Source organism: Pseudonocardia sp. HH130630-07 (assembly GCF_001698125.1).
Lineage (GTDB): Bacteria > Actinomycetota > Actinomycetes > Mycobacteriales > Pseudonocardiaceae > Pseudonocardia.
This window is the reverse complement of the sequence record NZ_CP013854.1, coordinates 4,123,588-4,146,634: the sequence shown is the minus strand read 5'-3', so window position 1 is coordinate 4,146,634 and position 23,047 is coordinate 4,123,588. Positions and strand designations below refer to the sequence as shown.

The following is a 23,047-nucleotide window of genomic DNA, read 5'->3' as shown; positions in this document are numbered from 1 at the left end:
ACCCCCGACACGCGCACAGCGCGAACAAGGGTGTGGGAGCCGTGAACACACAAACAATGGTTGTGGACTCAGGGTCACACAGTGGATGCGAACAACATGTTGTGGCAAGCCCTCGGCCTATTAGTACCGGTCAACTCCACCCCTCACAAGGCTTCCATCTCCGGCCTATCAACCCAGTCATCTACTGGGAGCCTTACCCACTCAAGGTGGTGGGAGACCTCATCTTGGAACAGGCTTCCCGCTTAGATGCCTTCAGCGGTTATCCCTCCCGAACATAGCCAACCAGCCGTGCCCCTGGCGGGACAACTGGCACACCAGAGGTTCGTCCGTCCCGGTCCTCTCGTACTAGGGACAGCCTTCCTCAAGTCTCCAACGCGCGCGGCGGATAGGGACCGAACTGTCTCACGACGTTCTAAACCCAGCTCGCGTACCGCTTTAATGGGCGAACAGCCCAACCCTTGGGACCTACTCCAGCCCCAGGATGCGACGAGCCGACATCGAGGTGCCAAACCATGCCGTCGATATGGACTCTTGGGCAAGATCAGCCTGTTATCCCCGGGGTACCTTTTATCCGTTGAGCGACACCCCTTCCACCAGGAGGTGCCGGATCACTAGTCCCGACTTTCGTCCCTGCTCGACCCGTCAGTCTCACAGTCAAGCTCCCTTGTGCACTTACACTCAACACCTGATTGCCAACCAGGCTGAGGGAACCTTTGGGCGCCTCCGTTACTCTTTAGGAGGCAACCGCCCCAGTTAAACTACCCACCAGGCACTGTCCCTGAACCAGATCATGGCCCGAGGTTAAGACACCCAATTCGACCAGAGTGGTATTTCAACAACGACTCCACACCCACTAGCGTGAACGCTTCACAGTCTCCCACCTATCCTACACAAGCCGAACCGAGCACCAATACCAAGCTATAGTAAAGGTCCCGGGGTCTTTCCGTCCTGCCGCGCGTAACGAGCATCTTTACTCGTAATGCAATTTCGCCGAGTCTGTGGTCGAGACAGCGCCCAAGTCGTTACGCCATTCGTGCAGGTCGGAACTTACCCGACAAGGAATTTCGCTACCTTAGGATGGTTATAGTTACCACCGCCGTTTACTGGCGCTTAAATTCTCCGCTTCGCCCCCGAAGGGACTAACAGGTCCTCTTAACGTTCCAGCACCGGGCAGGCGTCAGTCCGTATACATCGTCTTGCGACTTCGCACGGACCTGTGTTTTTAGTAAACAGTCGCTTGGGCCTGGTCTCTGCGACCACCCACCGCTCCACCAGCACATGGCTTCACGACAGATGGCCCCCCTTCTCCCGAAGTTACGGGGGCATTTTGCCGAATTCCTTAACCACAGTTCGCTCGATCGCCTCGGTATTCTCTACCTGACCACCTGTGTCGGTTTGGGGTACGGGCCGCAACAGCACTCGCTAGAGGCTTTTCTCGACAGCATGGGATCACTCACTTCGCCTCAATCGGCTACGCGTCACCTCTCACCCTTCACGATCCTCCGGATTTACCTAGAAGACCAGGCTACAGGCTTACACCACGACAACCACCGCGTGGCGGAGCTACCCTCCTGCGTCACCCCATCACTTGCCTACTACCGGATCGGATCCCACGCTCCCCCACAAACACAGCTCCCGAAGGAACCGAGGTAGGTTCGGATGGTTAGCATCACCGGCCTCAGCATGGACGCACTATCACGAGCACGGGAATATCAACCCGTTGTCCATCGACTACGCCTGACGGCCTCGCCTTAGGTCCCGGCTCACCCTGGGCGGAACAACCTGGCCCAGGAACCCTTGGTCATCCGGCGGAAGAGATTCTCACTCTTCATTCGCTACTCATGCCTGCATTCTCACTCCCACACCCTCCACCCGTAAATCACTCCCGGGCTTCACCAGATGCAGGACGCTCCCCTACCCAACAACACACTCAAGTGTCATTGCCACGGCTTCGGCGGTGCGCTTGAGCCCCGCTACATTGTCGGCGCAGGACCACTTGACCAGTGAGCTATTACGCACTCTTTCAAGGGTGGCTGCTTCTAAGCCAACCTCCTGGTTGTCTCTGCGATCCCACATCCTTTCCCACTTAGCGCACACTTAGGGGCCTTAGCCGGTGATCTGGGCTGTTTCCCTCTCGACCACGAAGCTTATCCCCCGCAGTCTCACTGCCGCGCTCTCACTCACCGGCATTCGGAGTTTGGCTGACTTCAGTAAGCTTGTAGGCCCCCTAGGCCATCCAGTGCTCTACCTCCGGCGAGAAACACACGACGCTGCACCTAAATGCATTTCGGGGAGAACCAGCTATCACGAAGTTTGATTGGCCTTTCACCCCTACCCACAGCTCATCCCCCAGGTTTTCAACCCTGGTGGGTTCGGGCCTCCACGACGTCTTACCGACGCTTCACCCTGGCCATGGGTAGATCACTCCGCTTCGGGTCTACACCCCGCGACTCCACCGCCCTATTCGGACTCGCTTTCGCTACGGCTACCCCACAACGGGTTAACCTCGCCACGAAGCATAACTCGCAGGCTCATTCTTCAAAAGGCACGCCATCACCCTGCAGTACAAGACCACTTCAGGCTCTGACGGCTTGTAAGCACACGGTTTCAAGTACTATTTCACTCCCCTCCCGGGGTACTTTTCACCTTTCCCTCACGGTACTAGTCCGCTATCGGTCATCAGGTAGTATTTAGGCTTGACGGGTGGTCCCGCCAGATTCACAGCAAATTCCACGAGCTCGCTGCTACTCGAGAACAATGCCCACAACCACAACTGCATTTTCGCGTACGGGGCTCTCACCCACTACGGCCGACCATCCCAGAATCGTTCCGCTAACACAGTCATCAATTGTCCCACCCTCGGCAGAAGATGAACGACACGCCTCACAACCCCGCACCCGCAACACCTGCCGGCTTGACACGGACACGGTTTAGCCTCTTCCGCTTTCGCTCGCCACTACTCACGGAATCACTATTGTTTTCTCTTCCTGTGGGTACTGAGATGTTTCACTTCCCCACGTTCCCTCCACGCACCCTATGAATTCAGGTACGGGTAACACCCCATGACGGGTGCTGGGTTTCCCCATTCGGACACCCTCGGATCACAGTTCGGTTGACAACTCCCCGAGGACTATCGCGGTCTCCCACGTCCTTCATCGGCTCCTGATGCCTAGGTATCCACCATGTGCTCTTAACAACTTGACCACAACAAGATGCTCGCATCCACTATGCAACACTCAACCCACAACCACACAAGACCAGAAGCAACCACCACCCCCACCAAGGAAGGCGTTAGGACAACCCCCGACCAACGCGGCCAGAGAACACCCGCCAACAGCGGTGTCTTCTCAGGACCCAACAGTGTGTCGAACCACAAGCCTGACGCCCATTGCGTTCCACCCAGTCACACCCGACCCACATCCGGGGCCGACAGCATGATTTCAGTTAAGGAACCAACACATCTCAGAAGAAACAGTTGGCGCCCCACCACATGGTGGGACTCCTTAGAAAGGAGGTGATCCAGCCGCACCTTCCGGTACGGCTACCTTGTTACGACTTCGTCCCAATCGCCAGTCCCACCTTAGACGACTCCCTCCACAAGGGTTGGGCCGCCGGCTTCGGGTGTTACCAACTTTCGTGACGTGACGGGCGGTGTGTACAAGGCCCGGGAACGTATTCACCGCAGCATTGCTGATCTGCGATTACTAGCGACTCCAACTTCACGGGGTCGAGTTGCAGACCCCGATCCGAACTGAGACTCACTTTAAGGGATTCGCTCCACCTCACGGTCTCGCAGCCCTCTGTATGAGCCATTGTAGCATGTGTGAAGCCCTGGACATAAGGGGCATGATGACTTGACGTCATCCCCACCTTCCTCCGAGTTGACCCCGGCAGTCTCCCATGAGTCCCCACCATTACGTGCTGGCAACATGGAACAAGGGTTGCGCTCGTTGCGGGACTTAACCCAACATCTCACGACACGAGCTGACGACAGCCATGCACCACCTGCACACAGGCCACAAGGGAAACGACATCTCTGCCGCGGTCCTGTGCATGTCAAACCCAGGTAAGGTTCTTCGCGTTGCATCGAATTAATCCACATGCTCCGCCGCTTGTGCGGGCCCCCGTCAATTCCTTTGAGTTTTAGCCTTGCGGCCGTACTCCCCAGGCGGGGCGCTTAATGCGTTAGCTGCGGCACAGAAACCGTGGAATGGTCCCCACACCTAGCGCCCAACGTTTACGGCGTGGACTACCAGGGTATCTAATCCTGTTCGCTCCCCACGCTTTCGCTCCTCAGCGTCAGTATCGGCCCAGAGACCCGCCTTCGCCACCGGTGTTCCTCCTGATATCTGCGCATTTCACCGCTACACCAGGAATTCCAGTCTCCCCTGCCGAACTCAAGTGATGCCCGTATCGACCGCACGCTCAGAGTTAAGCCCCAAGTTTTCACGGCCGACGCGACACACCGCCTACGAGCTCTTTACGCCCAATAATTCCGGACAACGCTCGCACCCTACGTGTTACCGCGGCTGCTGGCACGTAGTTGGCCGGTGCTTCTTCTCCAGGTACCGTCACCGAAGCTTCGTCCCTGGCGAAAGAGGTTTACAACCCGAAGGCCGTCATCCCCCACGCGGCGTCGCTGCGTCAGGCTTCCGCCCATTGCGCAATATTCCCCACTGCTGCCTCCCGTAGGAGTCTGGGCCGTGTCTCAGTCCCAGTGTGGCCGGTCGCCCTCTCAGGCCGGCTACCCGTCACCGCCTTGGTAGGCCATCACCCCACCAACAAGCTGATAGGCCGCGGGCCCATCCCCCACCGAAAAAACTTTCCACCACCCAACATGCGTTGAGAGGTCCTATCCGGTATTAGACCCAGTTTCCCGGGCTTATCCCAGAGTGGAGGGCAGGTCACCCACGTGTTACTCACCCGTTCGCCGCTCGTGTACCCCGAAGGGCCTTACCGCTCGACTTGCATGTGTTAAGCACGCCGCCAGCGTTCGTCCTGAGCCAGGATCAAACTCTCCAACAAAAACCCTGACTTGCAAACAACCGGCAAACCCGGCACGACGGGATCGCACCGAATTCAACCAAACAAACAATCTGGCACAAAAACGCCAAACCATAATATAGCTCGACACACTGTTGAGTTCTCAAAAGACACCCGCACCACCATCACCACACCCCCGACAAGGGGCAGGATCCAGAAGACGGATCGCCTTGACCCCACAACCGTAAACCCTCAAGAAACTCTCGGGCCGACCGGGGGGTCGTAGTGGCCAGCGGGCCTGTTGACCGGACTCTGAGGCCCGTTCTGTCCGGCTCACTCGCTGACAGGAAGAAAGTTACGGCACCGGGTCGGGACACGTCAAACCGGGGTCCCGAAACCGGTCTGACCTGCGCAGACGGTCCCGGGAGGCACTCGGCGCCGCAGCGGGGAGCTTCCCCGCCGTGCGACGAACGGTCACCTCTCGTCGGCCTCCCTGGATCCTGCGTGACCAGCGAAGATCGCGCAAGGGGAAGTCGGCTCCGGGACGCCTGATCGGCAAGCGGGGCGCCGTTCGTCCCGACGCCACCTGGGCGTCGAGAAATTTCAAGATTTTTTTCGACCGCCCGTCGTGGATCTTGCTCGCGACGAGCGGTAGCTGCTGGAGCAGCGCGACGGCGGCGCAGCGGAACCCGGCGGGCACCGACGGTCACCGGCGGAGCTCGGCCGTTCGTCGTGGGCCAGCTCCCGCAGTGCACGGCTGCTGCGCGAGACTCGGCCCGTGTCCCCCGACGGCGACGTCCTCGACGCGGTGTTGCACCGGCTCCGCGCCACCGATGGCCCGACCGCGGCCCTGTGGTGCCGGACCCCTGGTGCCGGGAGCAGGGTCCGGGCGACCGTGACCACCACCGGCGTCGCGCTGGAGACCGGCGACGGCGCGTTCGCCCGGCTGGCGTCCTCACCACTCGCGCTGCCGCTCGGACCGCGCACGGTGGATCGGGTGGTGCTCCCGCTCGTCCTCCCCCGGCTGCCCGACATGAACGGACTGTTCGCCGAGGCCCGCCGGGTACTGGCCCCGCATGGCCTGCTGTCGGTCCTGCTCCCCGCGCCGGCGTTCGGCTGGCGGTCGCGGGCACTCGCCCGACAGGTGCGGACCGCCTGGCGGCACCGCGCGGCCGTCGAGCACCCGGAGTGGCTCGCGTCGTCGGCGGACTTCGCGGTACTGGCCGACGACCGGCTCGACTTCACGCTCGTCGGTGGGGACGGGGATCCCGGCCAGGACGTCTCCGAGCTGTGCACCGCGGGGGTCTATCCGCCGGACCTCCCGGAGCCGGTACGCCGGGAGATCGCACGGCACCGCACCGCCGCCCGGACGGTGCGGCTGCGGCGGCTCGTGGCCCGCCGCTGACCGGACGGTTCAGCCGGAGGCGGCGATCCCGTCCGCGGCACCGGCCGTGCGCATCGGCTGTGCCTGCGGCTCGGCATCGTCGACGACGTCCGCCACGATCGCGGTGATGTTGTCCGGTCCGCCGCCCGCGTTGGCGAGGTCGACCAGCCGTTCCACGACGGTGTCCGGTGTCCCGGACGCGAGCTCGTCGGCGATGACCGTGTCGTCGAGGACGGCCGTCACCCCGTCCGAGCACAGCAGGAACCGGTCACCCTCGAGAAGGTCGATCCGGTCGAGGTCGGGATCCGGCGAGTGGTCGGTGCTCAGCGCCCGCATCAGCACCGAACGACGCGGGTGGTGGGCGGCCTCCTCCAGGGTGATCTGCCCCTGGTCGACCAGCTGCTGGACCATCGTGTGGTCGTGGGTCAGCTGCAGGAACTCGCCGTCGCGGAGCCGGTAGATCCGCGAGTCGCCGATGTGGGCCATCGCGAACTGGTCGCCGGTGAGCACGAGGGACACCACGGTCGTCCCCATGCCCCGGGTCTCCGGGTCCTCCCCGGCGCGCCGGGACAACCGCTCCGTCGCGTCCTCCAGCGCGGAGAACAGTTCCGCGGCCAGGTCGATGTCGGCGAGGTCCTCGGGCAGCCGGGCCTCCATCTCGGTGAACGCGGACACCGTCGTCGCACTCGCGATCTCGCCGTGGGCGTGCCCGCCCATGCCGTCGGCCACGATCAACAGACGGCTCGTCGTCGCCCCGGAGTCCTGGTTCGACGTCCGGCGACGACCCACATCCGACTTGATCGCGGATCGCAGTCCCAGAACCATGCGCACAGTATGGACGTCACGGTCCGTCAGCGTTGCAGGCGAGCCCCGTCGTGTCGCCGCTTCAGCCGTACGGATGGCCCACCCACGTGCGTGACGCGCTCGTCCTCGCGGTCACGAGCGGTGTCGGATGGCCCTCGCCCACGGCGGGTCGCTACCGTGTCCGGTGTCCGGGAACGCCCGGTCACGCCCTCGTAGCTCAGCTGGACAGAGCAAGAGCCTTCTAATCTCTAGGTCGCAGGTTCGAGTCCTGCCGGGGGCACGCCACGGACGGCGACGCTCGTCGCTTCCCCACTTCGGGGACCGTTCTCACGGCCGGTGGTCCCGTCGGCCGTGCTGCTCGGCACGTCGACGCCGGGGGCGTCGGCGGTTCGGTGCCGGGGACAATGCCGGGATGCGGGTACTCGTGGTCGAGGACGAACCGGATCTCGCCGAGGCGATCGCGCTCTTCCTGCGGCGGGCGTCGATCGCGGCCGACACCGCGGGCGACGGTGACCGCGCGCTGTACCTGCTGTCGGTGAACGACTACGACGCCGTGGTGCTGGACCGGGACGTCCCCGGGCCGTCCGGCGACGACGTCGCGCGCCGGCTCGTCGCCTCCGGGGCGCCGGTGCGCATCCTGATGCTGACCGCGGCGGCCCGGCTCGACGACAAGGCCTCCGGGTTCGAGATCGGCGCCGACGACTACCTGACCAAGCCGTTCGACCTGCCGGAGCTGGTGTTGCGGCTGCGGGCGCTGGCCCGGCGACCGGCCCGGGCGAACCCGCCGACGCACGAGATCGGCGGCGTCCGGGTCGACACGTTCCGCCGGGAGGCGCACCGCGACGGGGCCCGGGTACCGCTGACCCGCAAGCAGTTCGCCGTCCTGGAGGTGCTCGCCGCCGCCGGTGGCGGCGTCGTGAGCCCGGAGGACCTGCTGGCCAGGGCGTGGGACGAGAACGCGGACCCGTTCACCAACGCCGTCCGGATCACCATCTCGGGGCTGCGCAAGCGGCTCGGCGAGCCGTGGGTGATCGAGACCGTCCCCGGGGTGGGGTACCGGATGGTGACCGGGGACGGGGCGTGACCCGGCCGCGGGGCCCCGACGCCGCGCTGAGCGTCCGGGCGAAGCTGACCCTGAGCTACGCCGCGTACTTCCTGGTGATGTCGGTGGTCCTGCTCGCCGTGGTCGCCGTGTTCCTGCTCCGCTACGTGCCGGAGGGCCGCATCGAGATCGTCTCCGGCGCCGACGCGGGCCGGTACGTCCCGGACCGCGGCGACCTGATCGAGGCGTTCCTGCCCCGGGCCCTCGTCGCGCTGGTGGGCCTGGGCGTCGTCGGTCTGGCCGGCGGATGGGTGCTGGCCGGCCGGGTCCTGCGCCCGCTGCAGGCGCTCACCGGCGCGGCCCGGCTCGCCGCCGACGGGTCGCTGTCGCACCGGATCCACGCCCGGGGACCCCGCGACGAGTTCGGCGAGCTCGCCGACGTGTTCGACACGATGCTCGCCCGGCTGGAGCGCCAGTTCGACGAGCAGCGCCGGTTCGCCGCCAACGCCTCGCACCAGCTGCGCACCCCGCTGGCGGTCACCCGGGCCCTCATCGAGGTCGCGCAGTCCGACCCGGACCACGACGTCGGAGCCCTGCTCGACCGGCTGCTGCGCAGCAACCGGCGGATGGCCGGGACGGTCGAGGCGCTGCTGCTGCTGTCCCGGATCGACCCCACGACGTCGCCGCCGGGTGAGCTGGACCTCTCGCTGCTCGCCGAGGAGGCCGTCGAGACGCTCTACGAGACGATGACCCGGCGGGGGCTGGCGGTGACCCTCGACGCGCAGCCGGCGCCGGCCCGCGGCTCGGCGGCGCTGGTGCAGGAGCTCGCGACGAACCTCGTGCACAACGCCGTCGTGCACAACCTGGAGGCGGGCGGCGAGCTGCGGATCCACACCGGCGTCACCGCCGGGGGGTCCGCGGTCCTCGTCGTCGCCAACACCGGACCGGTCCTCGACCCGGCCACGGTGGGCACGCTCGTCGAGCCCTTCGCCCGGGGCGCGGGGCGGGCCCGCGACGGGGACGCGGCCGGGGTCGGGCTCGGGCTGTCGGTCGTCGACTCGGTCGTGCGGGCGCACCGGGGCACCCTGACCCTGGTGCCCCGGCCCGGTGGCGGTCTCACGGTCACCGTGACCCTCCCCCCGGGACCGGAACGCATACGTTCCGGCAACATCGGCCCGCCGACGCTGGAGGCATGAAGCTCTCCAGTTCGAGTGTGCTGGCCGTGGTCGCGGCGGTGCTCGTCGGGGCGACCGCCGTGACGGCGCTCGTCGTCTCCGCCCGTGGCGCCGACCGGCAGGAAGCGTCCGCGGCACCCGCGGGGCGGGCCGCCCCGGTGACCGGGACGACCGTCGACGGCTCGGACGTGCTCGTGTTCGGCGACTCGGTCGCGCGCGCCGCGAAGCCGGTGCTGCAGCAGCGGTTCCGCGACGTCGAGGTCGACGCCGACGTCGGGCGACAGCTGCGCGACCTCGACGCCGAGCTCGGCGCACGCGCCGCGGCCGGGAACCTGCGGCCGGTCGTCGTGGTCGTGCTCGGCACCAACGGGACCACCGACGGCTCGGTCGTCGACCGGGCACTCGACGCCGTCGGGAACGGGCACCGGCTGGTGCTGGTCCTGCCGCACGGCGACCGGGACTGGACCCCGGACGTGCAGGAGCAGCTGCGCGCGGCCGCCGCGCGGAACCCGGACGCCGTCCGGCTGGCGGACTGGGACGCCGCGGCCGGCCGGGTGACCGGCTTCGCCCCGGACGGCGTCCACCCCGGGGAGCAGGGCTCCGGCGTGCTCGCCGACGTGCTCGCGCCGGTCGTCGCCGAGGCCAGGACGTCGCTGCCGTGACCACGACCGCCGCGCCCGGCGTCACCGTCCGGCGCGTCCCCGAGCTGGACGGCCTGCGCGGGATCGCGATCGCGCTGGTCCTCGTCTACCACCTGTGGCCGGGGGTGCTCCCGGGCGGGAACATCGGCGTCGACCTGTTCTTCGTGCTCAGCGGTTTCCTCGTCACGTCCTGGTTCACCGGGCGGTTCGCCGCGACCGGGCGGCCGTCGATCACGGCCTTCTGGGTGCGCCGGGGCCGGCGGCTGGTGCCCGCGCTGCTGTGCGTCCTCCTCGTCGGCACCGCGCTGGCCCTGCCCACCGGCGAGCCGCTGCCGGCCCGGCTCGGCCCCCAGCTGCTCGCCGCCCTGACCTGGACGGGCAACTGGTACCTGGTCGCGGGCGACACCGGTTACTTCGCCTCGTTCGACCCGCTGTGGTGGCAGCACCTGTGGTCGCTCGGCATCGAGGCGCAGTTCTACCTGGTCTGGCCGCTGATCCTGCTGGGCCTGTGGCGGGTGACGGCGGGCCGGCCGATCGGGGCCCGGCTGCGGGCCTGCTCGGTCGCCGCGGCGGTGCTCGCCGCGGCCTCGGCGGCCGGGCTGGTCGTGGGAACCGTGGCCGGAGCGGACTTCTCGCGGCTGTACCTGGGTACCGGCACCCACCTGTTCGGGCTGCTGGCCGGGGCCGCGGTGGCGTTGTGGCCGCGGCGCCCCGGCGCCGGCACCTCGCCGGGCCGGCCGGGCGCCGGGTACCCGGCGGCCGCGGTCCTGCTGACCGGGCTCGTCGTCGTCGCGGTGTCCGCGCGTGACGACGACCCGCTCGCCCAGGCGGCCGGGCTGCCGGTCGCGGCGCTGCTCGGTGCGGCGGTGATCGCCACGGTGATCCGCTCCCCCGCGGGCACCGCGCCGGGGATCCTGCGCTGCGGCGCGCTGCGCCGGCTCGGGATCCGGTCCTACGGCGTGTACCTGTGGCACTGGCCGCTGCTGCTGACCGCGCGCCGGCTGGTCCCCGAGCCCGGCCCGGTGCCGGCGGCGCTGCTGGGCCTCGGCGTCCTCGTGCTGACCCTCGCCGCCGCGGAGCTGTCCTGGCGCCACGTCGAGAACCCGGTGCTGCGGGACGGCTGGACCGGAGCGTTCCGGGCGGCCCGGACCGCAGGGCGGGATCTCCTGTCCCGGCCGCTGCCGCTGTTCGCGGTGCTCACGGGCACGATCCTGCTCGCCGGGGCCGCGGTGGCCGCGGTGCTGCTCTCGCCGGGGCTGAGCCCGCTCGAACATCGGCTCGGCCGGTGACCCGCCTCGCCGACCGGCCGACCGTGCCGCTCCGGGCCGGTACCCGCACCGGCGCCGCGCTCGGCGTGGCCGGGGTCGCCGGTCTCTGCGCCGGCGTGGCCGGTGGGGCGGCGGCCGAGCACGAGACGCTGCGCGTGCTCGGCCACCTCGTCAGTCCGTACGTGCTGCTGGTCGCGCTGCTCGTCGCCGGGACCGGGGCCCGGGCCGCCGCCGGGCGGGGTGTGGTGGCGCTCGCCGGGGCGGTCGCCGCGTTCTACCTCACCCGGGCGGTCGTCGGCGCGAGTGGGCTGCGTGTCGGGCAGCTGGGGCTGTGGCTGGTGCTCGCGGTGCTGGCCGGGATCGTGCTGGGGCTGCTGCTGCGGTGGGTCGGACGGCACGGCCCGGCCTCGGTGGCGGCCACCGCCGGAGTGGTCGCGCTGGTGCTCGGCGACGTGCTCCGGGAGGAACGCCGGTTCGGGCTCGACCCGGCGCTGCTCACGTTCGCGGCCCTCGCGATCGTGGCGATCCTGTTGCGCAGCCGGCTCACCGGGCGGGGGCTGCTCGTGCTCCTGCTGGTGCTCGTTCCGATCACCGGGATCGCGCACGCACTGATCGGCGTGCCCGACCAGATCGAACGCATCCTGTTCTGAGCGCCCCCACTCCGCCTCACACGGCGCCCTCCTCCAGGTCGACGGCGGAGATCGCCTCGGCCAGCGCCCGGACGGTGGGCGCGGCGTAGAGGTTCCGCAGCGGCACCGTGACGCCGAACCGCTGCCGCAGCGCCTCGACCAGCCGGGTGGCCCGCAGGCTGTCACCGCCGAGGGCGAAGAAGCTCTGCTCGCGCCCGACCCGGTCGGTCTGCAGCAGGTCGGCCCAGACCGCGGCGATCTCGATCTCCCGCTGCCCGGCGGGCTCGTCGGTGACCGGGCCCCGCGGCGCCGCCAGGGCGGCCACCGCGGCGCGGTCGACCTTGCCGTTGGCGCTCAGCGGCAGGGCGTCGCACACCGCGACGCTCTCGGGCACCATGTGCGCCGGCAGCAACGTCGCGGCGTGCGAGACGGCGCCGGCCGGGTCCACCCCGGACCGCCCGGACGACACCACCGCGGCGACCAGCCGACGGTCGTCCGTGACCGTCGCGACGGCGTGCGTGACACCGGGTACGGACAGCAGCGCGGCCTCGACCTCCCCCAGCTCGACCCGATGGCCACGCAGCTTGATCTGCTGGTCGTTGCGGCCGAGGAACTCCAGCGTTCCGTCCGGCCGGTACCGGCCCACGTCCCCGGTGCGGTACCAGCGGTCCAGGGACGTGCCGACGAACCTCTCCGCGGTCAGCTCGGGAGCACCCCGGTAGCCGCGGGCCACACCCGCGCCCCCGATCCACAGCTCCCCCGGCACCCAGTCCGGGCAGTCACGCCCGGCGCCGTCCACCACGCGGTAGCGCTGGTTGCGCAACGGCGTTCCGTACGGGACGGAGCGCCATGCCGGATCGACGGTGCCGACCTCGAGGTGGTTCGACCAGATCGAGGCCTCGGTCGCGCCGCCCATCGCGACGAACCGGCTCGCCGGGGCGACCGTCCGCAGCCGTCCGGGCAGGTCGGCGCCCACCCAGTCCCCGGAGACCAGCACGACCCGCAGCGGCAGCGGGCCCGCCACGACCAGGAGCATGTCCAGCAGCGCGGGAACGCTGTTCCACACCGTCACCCCGTGCTCCACCACGAGTTCGTGCCAGCGGTAGGCGTCCCGGCGGTCGGCGTCGGAGATCGTGACGATGCTCCCGCCGGCCGAGAGCGGGCCGAAGATGTCGTAGACCGACAGGTCGAAGTCGAGCGCGGACACGGCGAGCAGCCGGTCGTCCTCGCCCACCCCGAAGCGGGCCGACACGTCGGTGACGGTGTTGACGGCGGCGCGGTGGGTGATCTCGACGCCCTTCGGCGCGCCGGTCGAACCGGACGTGAAGATCACGTAGGCCAGGTCGGCCGGCGGCCGGCACCCGGGCAGGAGCTCGGCCCCCGCCGAGCACCCGGCCACCTCGGTGATCACGTGCCGGGCGCCCGCGGAGGCCACGATGCGGTCCCGCCTGGCCGGCGGCTGATCCACGCCGACCGGCACGTACGTGCAGCCCGCGGCGAGCACCGCCAGGACGGCGACGACCTGGTCGGCCCCCTTCGGCAGCGAGATCGCGACGGTGTCCGCGGCGCGGACACCCTGCGCCTCCAGCCCGGCCGCCAGCCGCAGCGCCCGCTCGGCGAGCGCGCCGTAGGTCAGCTCGACGTCCCCGCGGATCGCGATGCGGCCCGGCTCCGCGGCCGCACGCCGGAAGAAGGCCGCGTGCAGCGCCTCGTCCGGCGACGGGCGCCCGGTGGCGTTGACGGCGGCGCGGACGGCGCGCTGGGCCGGCGGCAGCAGATCGGGGACCGGGGTGTCCCACTCCACGGTCGCCAGCCGGTCGATCAGGAGCCGGTAGGCCTCGAACATGGTGTCCAGCAGCCCGGCCGGGAAGAGTTCCTCGACCGCGTCCCAGTTGACCACGATGCCGCCGTCCGCCTCGGTGACCTGGTGGTCCAGCCACACCTGCGGGGTCTGTGACACCCCCCAGACCTGGTCGGCGAACAGGGTGCTGCCCGCGGGCGGGTCGGCCGAGGTGCCCAGCGCGCTGGTGAACACGACCGGCATGGTGGTCTGCGGGTCCCCGGTGGCACGGGCGAGCTCGCGGAGCACCCACACCGCGGAGACGCCGGAGTTGTCCAGCGCCTCCCAGAGCCGGCGCTGCACCTCCCGGACCCGGTCGAGCCAGGTCCCCCGCGGTTCGTAGGAGACCAGCAGCAGCGAGGTGAAGTCCCCGAGCACGTTGCCGATGTCGGGGTGGACGTCCCGGCGGTCGAACAACGTCGTGGTCACCGTCAGGTCCGGGGCGGCGCTCCAGCGGCTCAGCACCTCGGCGAACGCCGTCAGCAGCACCGCCGACGGGGTCAGCCCGTGCTGCCGCGTCCGGTCCAGGATCACCTGCCACCGGGCGGCCTCGACACCGGCCCAGCGGCGCTCGAAGCGGGGCACGGCCACCTCCGCCGGATCCTTCGCCAGCGGCAGGCGCGGGGCCGGCGGCATCGTGGCGATCCGGGCGCGCCAGTGCTCCTCGGCCCGTTCCAGGTCCTCGGGCTCGACGCCGAGGACGTAGTCGCGGAAGGACACCCCGACCGGGGGCAGAGCGGCGCCGGGATCGTCGTAGAGGGCGGCGAGCTCGGCGTAGAAGATCAGGATGCTCAGGGCGTCGAGGACCAGGTTGTCCATGCCGACCGCCACCCTGGTCGTGGTTCCCGACCGGGCCGCGCGGACGGTGAACAGCGGCCAGACCGCCGGATCGAAGACGGTGTGCGAGGTGGTAGCGCGCAGGTCGTCGAACCCGCCCTCGTGCACCGGGACGTGCAACCACGGCACCTCGGGCAGTATCCGCTGGTCACCCCGGGCGTCGAAGACGGCCCGCAACATCTCGTGGCGCGCCACGAGCTGGTTGAGGGCCCGTTCCAACCGGCCCAGGTCGAGGTCCTCGACGTCGTACTCACGGTAGAAGTGGCACCCGATGCCGCCGAGGGTGAAGCCGTCGTCGCGGCCCAGCCAGTACGCGCGCTGGGTCGCGGTCGGCGGGAACGGTTCGTGCCGGTGCGCCGGGTCGGCGGTCACCGTGGCCGCGTGGGACCCGCCGGTGGAGCGGGTGAGTTGCGCGGCGAACTCCGCCAGGACGGGGTGGGCGAACAGCGAGGTGAGGGTCACGCCGGACAGGCCGTCGGCCCGGAGCCGGCCGATGAGCCGGGTCGCGAGCAGGGAGTCGCCACCCTGGGCGAAGAAGTCGTCCTCGCGGCCCACCTCCGCCACGCCGAGCAGGTCGGTCCAGGCCGCCGCGACCAGCGTCTCGATCTCCCCGGCGGGGGCGGACACCACGCGCGGGCCGGCCGGCCGGTGTTCCAGGACCCGGGCCAGGGCCGCACGGTCGATCTTGCCGTTCGCGGTGAGCGGCAGCGCGGGCAGCACGACGACGGTGTCCGGCAGCATCACCGACGGCAGGCGGGCGGCCAGGAGTTCGTCCAGTTCCGACGGCTCGACGACGGCGGGGCCGTCCACAGCCGATGGTTCGGCGGGGCCGTCCACGGCCGACGGGCCGGCGGGGCCGTCCACAGCAGGCGGGCCGGCGGGGCCGTCGGTCGCCGGGACCACCGCGGCGGCGAGCCTGCCTCCCGCGACGACCGCCACCGCCGACCGCACACCCGGGTGGGCGGCCAGTGCCGCCTCGACCTCGCCGAGCTCGATGCGGTGCCCGCGCAGCTTGACCTGGTGGTCGTCGCGCCCCAGGAACTCGAGCCGCCCGTCCGGCCGGTAGCGGGCCCGGTCGCCCGTCCGGTACCAGCGCTCGCCCCCGTGTTCGACGAACCGGGCCGCGGTGCGCTCCGGGTCCCCGCGGTATCCGCGCGCGACCCCGGCACCGCCGATCCACAGCTCGCCCGCCACCTCGTCCGGGCGGTCCCGGCCGAGGGGGTCGACGACCCGGCAGACCACGTTGTCCAGCGGCGTGCCGTACGGCACGCAGGTCCAGCCCGGTTCGACCGTGGTCACCTCGCACACGGTCGAGTGGACGGCGGTCTCGGTGGTGCCACCGAGACCGACGAACCGGCAGGCCGGGGCGACCGCGGCCAGCCTGGCGGGGAGATCGACGGTCACCCGGTCACCGCCGAGCAGGACGACCCGCAGCGGGATCGGGCCGTCGGCGACGGTCAGGATCATGTCCAGCAGCGCGGGGACGCAGTTCAGCACGGTGACGCGGTACCGGCGCAGGAGATCGACCCACGCCTGGGCGTCGCGGCGGCCCGGGTCCTGCGGGTACACGACGGCTCCGCCGACCGACAGCGGGCCGAACACGTCGTAGACCGACAGGTCGAACTCCGGGGCGGAGACCGCGAGCGTGCGGTCCTGGGGCCCCAGCGCGTAGCGACGGTCGAGGTCCTCGACGGTGTTGACGGCCGCGGAGTGGGTGATCTCGACGCCCTTGGGCTCCCCGGTCGACCCGGACGTGTAGATGACGTAGGCCAGGTCCGAGGCGGCACCGCCGCGCGGGGCCGGGAGGGGTTCGGCCGGTTCCGGGAGCGCGTCCAGCACGGCGCTCACCCCGGCTCCGGCCACGATCCGTGCGGAGCGGGCGGCCGGTTGGTCCGCACCGAGCGGCAGGTACGCGCCCCCGGCCGCGAGGACCCCCAGTACCGCGACGACCTGGTCCGGTCCCTTGGGGAGCGACACTGCGACCAGGTCGCCGGCGACGGTGCCCGACGCCGCGAGGTGACCCGCGACCTCGAGGGCCCTGGCGGCGAGCTCGCCGTAGGTGAGGGCACCGCCGTCCCACAGCAGCGCGGGTGCCTCGGGGGCACGTCGCGCGCGGGCGAAGAACGCGTCGTGCAGGCGCCCGGACGACCGTCCGACGGCGGTGCGGTTGACCTCGGCACGGACCGCCAGCTGGGCCGCGGGGACGAGCGCGGGCCGGGTGTCCCACGTCCGTTCCCCGGCCAGCAGGCGGTCGAGCAGGCCGCAGTAGGCACCGAACATCGCCTCCCCGACACCCGGCACCAGGACGTCCTCGCGTACGTCCCAGTTGACCAGCAGCCCACCGTCGAGCTCGGTGACCTGGGCGTCGAGCCAGACCTGCGGGCCCTGGGAGATGATCCACGCGGCCCGGCCGAAGACGTCGGTCACCTCCGGCGAGAACAGCTCGCCCAGGCCCAGCGCGCTGGTGTAGACGACGGGCGCGAGTACCTGCTCGCCGTGCAGGCGGGACAGGTCGCGCAGCACCTCGACCCCGGAGTAGCCGGTGTGCGCCACGTCGCTGTGGAACCGCCGCTGCAGCCGCAGCGCGCGGTCGGCGAACGACCCCGGCCCGGTGCCGTCCCACTCCAGCAGTACCGACGAGGTGAAGTCCCCCACCAGCGAGTCGACGTCCGGGTGCAGGGGCTCGCGGTCGAACAGGGGGAGGTTGAGCAGGAAGCGGGGCTCGGTGCTCCACGCGGTGAGCGTCTCGGCGAACACCGCCGCCAGCGCCATCGCCGTGGTCAGCCCGCGGCGTCGCGCGGACCGTTCCAGGGTGCGGACCTCGCCGGGGGACAGCACGCGGTGGTGGCGCACGACGGCCGGTTCGCCGGTGCTCTCCACGACCGGCAGCTGCGGCGCACCGGGCAGCCCGGGGAGCCGGTCCCGCCAGTAGGCGCGGGCCGCCGGTGGGCTCTCGCTCCCCCGCTCGGCGAGGTAGCGGGGGTAGTTGTAGGCCAGCGGGGGGAGCGTCGCACCGGCGTAGAGCCGGGCCAGGTCGGCGAGCAGCACCCGCAGGCTCAGCGCGTCGGCCGCGATCATGTCGAGGTTGACGTGCATCCGGGTCCGGCCGTCGGGGAGCATCGAGAGGGCGACGTCGAAGACCTCGCCCGCGCCGACGTCGAGCCGCCGGTGGGAGAGCACCCGCCGCCGCTCCCCGAGTGCGGACGGATCGGTGTGCACCCGGAGACCGGGCCACGGCGACTCGGGCAGCACCTGCTGGGTGCCGTCGTCGAGCACCTGTGTCCGCAGCATCGGGTGCCGCGCGAACAGCGCACGGACGGCACGCTCGAGCCGGTCCGGGTCCACGCCCGCGCCGTCGAACTCGTGGTAGAAGTGCGCGCCGACGCCCCCGAGGCGCTGGCCGTGGTCCCGCCCGACCCAGTACGCGTGTTGCATCAGCGCCAGTGGGAACGGGGCCGACTCGTCGACGTCGGCGATCGGCCCGGCCGGGGTGGCGTCACCGGTCCCGCCGGCGAGGAGCGCACGCCACGACGCGAGGGTCGGCCGGGCCACGAGATCGGCGAACGTGACCGGCGTGCCGTTCTTCCGCCAGGCACCCGCCAGCCGCATCATCGTGATCGAGTCCAGGCCGAGCTCGATCAGGCTCTCGTCCGGCTCGATCGTGCCGGGCGGCACGTCGAGCAGGTCCGCGAGCACCAGCGGGAGGTCGTCGTGCGACACGGTGTGGTCCTTTCTCACCGGGTGGGGGTCCGGGTGCGTGGTCATCGACCGGCCTCGCCGGCGGCCAGCGCCTTCCGGTCGACCTTGCCCAGGCCGGTACGGGGGAACGACCCGACCACGCGCACGCGGTCGGGCAGGGTGAAGGCGGCGACGCCGCACGCCGTCAGGTGCGCGACGAGATCGCGTCGCGTCGGCGGGGTGCCGCGGGCGACGACGTAGGCGCAGCTGCGCTCGCCCATGACCTCGTCGGGGATGCCGACGACCGCGACGTCGTGCACCGCGGGGTGGCTCAGCAGGAGGTTCTCGACCTCCTCGACCGGGATCTTGTCGCCGCCCCGGTTGATGACGTCCTTCGCCCGGCCCTCGACGACCAGCTCACCGGTGGGCAGCCGGCGGACGAGGTCACCGCTGCGGTAGTAGCCGTCGGGGGTGAACGCGGTGGTGTCGTGCTCGGGTGCGCGGTAGTAGCCGCGGATCGTGTACGGGCCGCGCACCTGCAGCTCGCCGATCTCCCCCGGCCGGACGGGGGCGCCGTCGGCACCGACGATCCGGAGCTCGTCGTCCTCGGCCAGCGGCCGGCCCTGGGTGCCGGTCACGATCTCCGGGGGATCGCCGATCCGCGTGTAGTTCAGCAGGCCCTCGGCCATGCCGTAGACCTGCTGGAGCGCGCAGCCCAGCACCGGGCCGACCCGCACGGCCGCCCCGGTCTTGAGCCGGGCCCCGCCGGCCTGCACGAGCTGCAGGCTGGTGAGGTCGGCCCCGGACTCCTCCGCCGCGTCCAGCCAGACCAGTACCAGCGGTGGCACGAGTGCCGTCGCGGTGATCCGCTCCGCCTCGATCAGGCCGAACGCCGTACCGGCGTCGGCACCGGCGCACACCACGACCGTGCCGCCCGCCCACAGCGTGCCGAGCACCCCGGGGCAGGCCAGCGGGAAGTTGTGCGCCATCGGCAGCGCGGCCAGGTAGCGGGTGTCCCCGTCGAAGCCGCAGACCTCGGCGCTCGCCCGGAGGTTGTAGTGGTAGTCGTCGTGGGTGCGGGGGATCAGCTTGGGCAGGCCGGTGGTCCCGCCGGACAGCAGCAGCACGGCCACGTCACCGGGGTCCGGCCCGGGACCGGGGTCGCCGTCGGCGGTCACGTCGTCGAGCGGCGTGTACCCGCCCGGCTCGCCGACGACGAACACGTGCCCGATCCCCGGCAGCGCGGCGGCGAGGTGGCGCAGGTGGCCCGCCACGACGTAGGCCACCGGGGTGGCGAGCCGGGCGAGGTGCGCGACCTCGGTCTCCCGGTGCGGGGGCAGGGCCAGCACCGGGACCGCACCGATGCGGAACAGGGCGAAGGACAGCGACAGGAACTCGGCCACGTTGGGCAGGTGCACGAGCACCCGGTCGCCGCGCCCGATCCCGCGTTCCCGCAGCCCGGCCGCGAGCCGGTTCGCCCGCGTGTGCAGTTCCCGGTAGGTCCACCGGCGGTCGCCGTCGACCACGGCCTCCCGCTCCGGCCACCGCCGGGCGCCGTCGGTGAGGAGACCGTCGAGCGTCCGGCCGCTCCAGTAGCCCCGCTCCCGGTAGCGGGCCGCGAACTCCGCGGGCCAGCCGACCACGCCGTCGATGCTCATCGCAGCCTCACCACCAGCGACTCCAGACCGTGCATCGCGGTGCTGTCGCGCCAGCGCAGGTCGTCGGCGGCGGACACCACCTCGATCTCGGCGAACCGGTCCAGGAGCCCGCCGAAGGCGATCTCGCCCTCCAGCCGGGCCAGCGGCGCACCGAGGCAGAAGTGCACCCCGTGGCCGAAGGCCAGATGCCCGCCCCTGGGCCGGGTGATGTCGAGCCGGTCCGGATCCGCGAACCGGGCCGGGTCCCGGTTCGCGGCGAGCCAGGACACCATCACGAAGTCGTCCTTCGGGATCTCCACGCCCGCGATCTCCACCCGCTCGGTGGCGTAGCGCGGCGACGAGAGGATGTTGGGCGTCTCGTAACGCAGGAACTCCTCGATCGCCGTCGGCATCAGGCTGCGGTCGGCGCGCAGCAGCGCGAGCTGGTCGGGATGCCCGGCGAGGCTCAGCACGCCGCCGCTGATGAGATTGACCGTCGTCTCGAAACCACCGACGAGCAGCACGACCGCTGTGGCGATCAGCTCGGGCGTGGTGAGCCGGTCCCCGTCCTCCGACGCGTGCACCAGCCGCGACAGCAGGTCACCCGGCGGGGTCGCCCCGTCGGGGACGTCGCGCTTGGCCTCGATCAGTCCGTGCAGGTAGCCGGCCATGCTCATGGTGGCCGCACCCGCCGCCTCGGTGGCCCCGCCGTCGACCATGGTCTCGGACCACTCGGTGAACTGCTCGCGGTCCTCGAACGGGACACCGAGCAGCTCGGTGATCACCCTGATCGGCAGCGGGTAGGCGTACGCGCTCAGCAGGTCCACCGTGTCGTGTCCGGTCATCTCGTCGAGCAGCTCGTCGGCGATCTGCTGGATCCGCGGCCGCAACGGCGCGACCGACCGGCCGGTGAACGTCGCGGCGATCAGCCGGCGCAGCCGGGTGTGGTCCGGCGGGTCGAGGTTGAGCAGGTTGCTGGCGAAGTCCGGGGAGAACGGGCTCTCCTCGTCCTCCCCCAGCGCCATCCGGTGCATCCGGTCGTAGACGTGGTCACTGCTGAACCGCGGATCGGCCGCCACGGCCCTGGCCGCCTCGTAGCCCGTGACGAGCCACACCGGCATGCCGCTCGGCAGCACGACGTGGCGGACGGGCGTGGCGTCGCGCACCGCCGCGGCGACGGTGTGGGCGTCCTGGACGAAGTCGTCGCCCAGGACCAGTGGTCCGGAGGTCGGGGACATCGTGATCTCCTCGGGGTGGTCTCAGTCGAGGCGGAGGTCGGGGCGGTACAGATCGAGCCAGTGGTGCATGTCCAGCACGCGTTCCAGGCCGGTGCGCAGCCGCCCGGTGACCGCGGCCGGGTCCATCGCCACCGCCGACCGGACCCAGCCGGCGTCGAAGACCTCGAACACGCCGGTCTCCGGCGCCGCCAGCACGCCGGACGCCTGGTGCTGCAGTGCCACCGCGTACCCGACGTCCTGTGTGGACGGGTACGGGCTCTTGACCCGCTCGACGACCGACCGCGGCAGCAGGCCGGCGACGGCGTCGCGCAGGAGGCTCTTCTCCCGGCCGCCGGCCGCCTTCATCGACCACGGGACGTTGTAGACGTACTCGATCAGCCGGTGGTCGGCGAACGGCACGCGCACCTCCAGCCCGACGGCCATGGACATGCGGTCCTTGCGGTCGAGCATCGCCCGGACCAGGCGGGTGACGTGCAGGTGGGTGCTGGTCCGCATCCGGCGTTCCAGCGTGTCGTCGGACTCGAGGTGGTCGACGGCGGCGACCGCCGTGGCGTACTCGTCGGCCACGTAGGCACCGATGTCGAGCCGGTCCCGCAGACCGGGACGCAACATCTCCGTCCGGTCGCCGGTGTAGGCGTTGGAGAAGGCCAGCCACGGGAACGTGTCCGCGTTCCGTGCGGCCTCGTGGTGGAACCAGGCGTAGCCACCGAACAGCTCGTCGGCGAACTCCCCGGACAGCGCGACCGAGCACTCCCCCCGGATGGCCCGGAACAGCAGGTACATCGACGAGTCGATGTCGCCGAGACCGATCGGCATGTCCCGCGCCGCGACCACGGCGCGGCGCAGCGCCGGGTCGGCCAGCGCCCGCGAGTCCAGCACGATGTCGCGGTGCACCGAGCCGACGTGCTCGGCCACGTCCCGGACGAACGGCGAGTCCGGCGTCTCCCACAGCTCGTCGGGGGTGAAGTTCTCCTCGTAGCCGAGGAAGTCCACCGAGAACGTCCGGGCCTTCTCCCCGCGGCCCGCCAGCTCGGCCGCCGCCACGGCGGTGACGGCGCTCGAGTCCAGACCGCCGGACAGCAGCACGCTCTGCGGCACGTCGGAGACGGTCTGGCCACGCACCGCGGCGCCGAACAGCTCGCCGACGCGTCCGGTGGTCGTGGCGAGGTCGTCGGTGTGCGGCGCGGTCCGCAGCGTCCAGTAGGTCCGGCGCCGCACGCCCGAGCGGTCGACCGTCACGACGGTGCCGGGTTCGACCTCGCTCATCCCGCGCCACAGCGACCAGCCGGGCGCCTTGGTGAACCCCACCAGCTCGCGCAGGCAGTCCACGTCGACCACCCGCGGGAACAGCGGGTTCGCCAGGATCGCCTTGGGCTCGGAGCCGAACAGGACGCCGTCGGACGTCCGGTGGACGTAGAGCGGCTTCACGCCGACCCGGTCGCGGACCAGCACCAGGGTGCCGGTCCGGTCGTCCCACAGGGCGAAGGCGTACATGCCGGTGAGCCGGTCCGCGACCCGCTCGCCCCACTCCAGGTAGCCGCGCAGCACCACCTCGGTGTCGCTGCGTGTCCGGAAGCGGTGCCCGCGGCGCTCCAGCTCGGTGCGCAGCTCCCGGAAGTTGTAGACCTCACCGGAGAAGGTGAGCGCGACCGCACCGTGCCCGGTGTCGGCCTCCATCGGCTGTACCCCACCGGGCAGGTCGATCACGGCGAGGCGGCGGTGCCCCAGCGCCACGTGCCGGCGCAGCCAGGTGCCCGACGCGTCGGGGCCGCGATCGCTCATGGCCGCCGTCATCGCCTCGACGACGGGTCGTTGCTGGGTGAGGTCGCTGTCGAAGGCGACCCAGCCCGTGATTCCGCACACGGAGTCTCTCCTGGTCGATCGGGAAGGG

Annotated in this window: 11 protein-coding genes, 1 tRNA gene and 2 rRNA genes; 7 read left to right on the top strand and 7 right to left on the bottom strand. The window is 70.6% G+C overall.

The features are described 5' to 3' along the window. Window positions 1-100: 100 nt before the first annotated feature. Window positions 101-3,204, bottom strand: a 23S ribosomal RNA gene (locus AFB00_RS19600). A gap of 303 nt (window positions 3,205-3,507) precedes the next feature. Then, window positions 3,508-5,025: ribosomal RNA gene (locus AFB00_RS19595) — 16S ribosomal RNA — on the bottom strand. The 16S and 23S rRNA genes sit together here, the layout of an rRNA operon. Window positions 5,026-5,761: 736 nt before the next feature. On the opposite strand from AFB00_RS19595, the gene AFB00_RS19590 reads away from it, so the two are divergent. Then, window positions 5,762-6,388, top strand: a complete 627-nt coding sequence (locus AFB00_RS19590; RefSeq protein ID WP_068798438.1) for a methyltransferase domain-containing protein — start codon at window positions 5,762-5,764, stop codon at window positions 6,386-6,388. Between the two features lie 9 nt (window positions 6,389-6,397). On the opposite strand, the gene AFB00_RS19585 is transcribed toward AFB00_RS19590, so the two are convergent. Beyond that, window positions 6,398-7,192, bottom strand: coding sequence for a PP2C family protein-serine/threonine phosphatase (locus tag AFB00_RS19585; RefSeq protein ID WP_197519594.1), 795 nt, complete (start codon window positions 7,190-7,192; stop codon window positions 6,398-6,400). 185 nt (window positions 7,193-7,377) lie between these two features. On the opposite strand from AFB00_RS19585, the gene AFB00_RS19580 reads away from it, so the two are divergent. The 6 genes from AFB00_RS19580 to AFB00_RS19555 all read left to right on the top strand — a co-directional run bounded on the left by AFB00_RS19580 (window position 7,378) and on the right by AFB00_RS19555 (window position 11,947). Beyond that, a tRNA-Arg gene (locus AFB00_RS19580) sits at window positions 7,378-7,451 on the top strand. Between the two features lie 132 nt (window positions 7,452-7,583). Beyond that, the gene (locus AFB00_RS19575) at window positions 7,584-8,255 is read left to right on the top strand and encodes a response regulator transcription factor (RefSeq protein ID WP_068798436.1); all 672 of its coding nucleotides are present in this window, start codon (window positions 7,584-7,586) and stop codon (window positions 8,253-8,255) included. Beyond that, window positions 8,252-9,409, top strand: a complete 1,158-nt coding sequence (locus AFB00_RS19570; RefSeq protein WP_269466015.1) for a sensor histidine kinase — start codon at window positions 8,252-8,254, stop codon at window positions 9,407-9,409. Before AFB00_RS19575 ends, AFB00_RS19570 begins: the two co-directional genes overlap by 4 nt. Beyond that, window positions 9,406-10,050 (top strand): hypothetical protein, encoded by a 645-nt coding sequence (locus tag AFB00_RS34155; protein ID WP_197519593.1) that lies wholly within the window; start codon window positions 9,406-9,408, stop codon window positions 10,048-10,050. Before AFB00_RS19570 ends, AFB00_RS34155 begins: the two co-directional genes overlap by 4 nt. Continuing rightward, the gene (locus tag AFB00_RS19560; protein WP_068798434.1) at window positions 10,047-11,318 is read left to right on the top strand and encodes an acyltransferase family protein; all 1,272 of its coding nucleotides are present in this window, start codon (window positions 10,047-10,049) and stop codon (window positions 11,316-11,318) included. The genes AFB00_RS34155 and AFB00_RS19560 overlap by 4 nt, the downstream gene beginning before the upstream one ends. Then, a complete protein-coding gene (locus AFB00_RS19555) occupies window positions 11,315-11,947 on the top strand; it encodes a hypothetical protein (protein WP_068798433.1) in 633 nt (210 codons plus the stop codon). Before AFB00_RS19560 ends, AFB00_RS19555 begins: the two co-directional genes overlap by 4 nt. Before the next feature lie 16 nt (window positions 11,948-11,963). On the opposite strand, the gene AFB00_RS19550 is transcribed toward AFB00_RS19555, so the two are convergent. Genes AFB00_RS19550 through asnB form a run of 4 tightly spaced genes read right to left on the bottom strand, consistent with a single transcriptional unit; the run spans window position 11,964 to window position 23,019 of the window. Beyond that, complete coding sequence (locus tag AFB00_RS19550; RefSeq protein ID WP_083275670.1) at window positions 11,964-18,368, bottom strand: non-ribosomal peptide synthetase; 6,405 nt, start codon at window positions 18,366-18,368, stop codon at window positions 11,964-11,966. After that, window positions 18,365-19,939: a (2,3-dihydroxybenzoyl)adenylate synthase gene (locus tag AFB00_RS19545; protein WP_068798432.1), complete on the bottom strand. Its 1,575-nt coding sequence runs from the start codon at window positions 19,937-19,939 to the stop codon at window positions 18,365-18,367. The genes AFB00_RS19550 and AFB00_RS19545 overlap by 4 nt, the downstream gene beginning before the upstream one ends. Further along, a complete protein-coding gene (locus tag AFB00_RS19540) occupies window positions 19,936-21,156 on the bottom strand; it encodes a cytochrome P450 family protein (RefSeq protein WP_068798431.1) in 1,221 nt (406 codons plus the stop codon). The genes AFB00_RS19545 and AFB00_RS19540 overlap by 4 nt, the downstream gene beginning before the upstream one ends. Before the next feature lie 21 nt (window positions 21,157-21,177). Further along, complete coding sequence (asnB, locus tag AFB00_RS19535; protein WP_068798430.1) at window positions 21,178-23,019, bottom strand: asparagine synthase (glutamine-hydrolyzing); 1,842 nt, start codon at window positions 23,017-23,019, stop codon at window positions 21,178-21,180. Window positions 23,020-23,047 lie beyond the last annotated feature (28 nt).

Bases quoted from the DNA above. Each gene is read 5' to 3' on its own strand.
- AFB00_RS19575 (WP_068798436.1), top strand. From the start codon at position 7,584: ATGCGGGTACTCGTGGTCGAGGACGAACCGGATCTCGCCGAGGCGATC.
- AFB00_RS19540 (WP_068798431.1), bottom strand. From the start codon at position 21,156: ATGTCCCCGACCTCCGGACCACTGGTCCTGGGCGACGACTTCGTCCAG.
- AFB00_RS34155 (WP_197519593.1), top strand. From the start codon at position 9,406: ATGAAGCTCTCCAGTTCGAGTGTGCTGGCCGTGGTCGCGGCGGTGCTC.
- AFB00_RS19550 (WP_083275670.1), bottom strand. From the start codon at position 18,368: ATGACCACGCACCCGGACCCCCACCCGGTGAGAAAGGACCACACCGTG.
- AFB00_RS19545 (WP_068798432.1), bottom strand. From the start codon at position 19,939: ATGAGCATCGACGGCGTGGTCGGCTGGCCCGCGGAGTTCGCGGCCCGC.
- AFB00_RS19585 (WP_197519594.1), bottom strand. From the start codon at position 7,192: ATGGTTCTGGGACTGCGATCCGCGATCAAGTCGGATGTGGGTCGTCGC.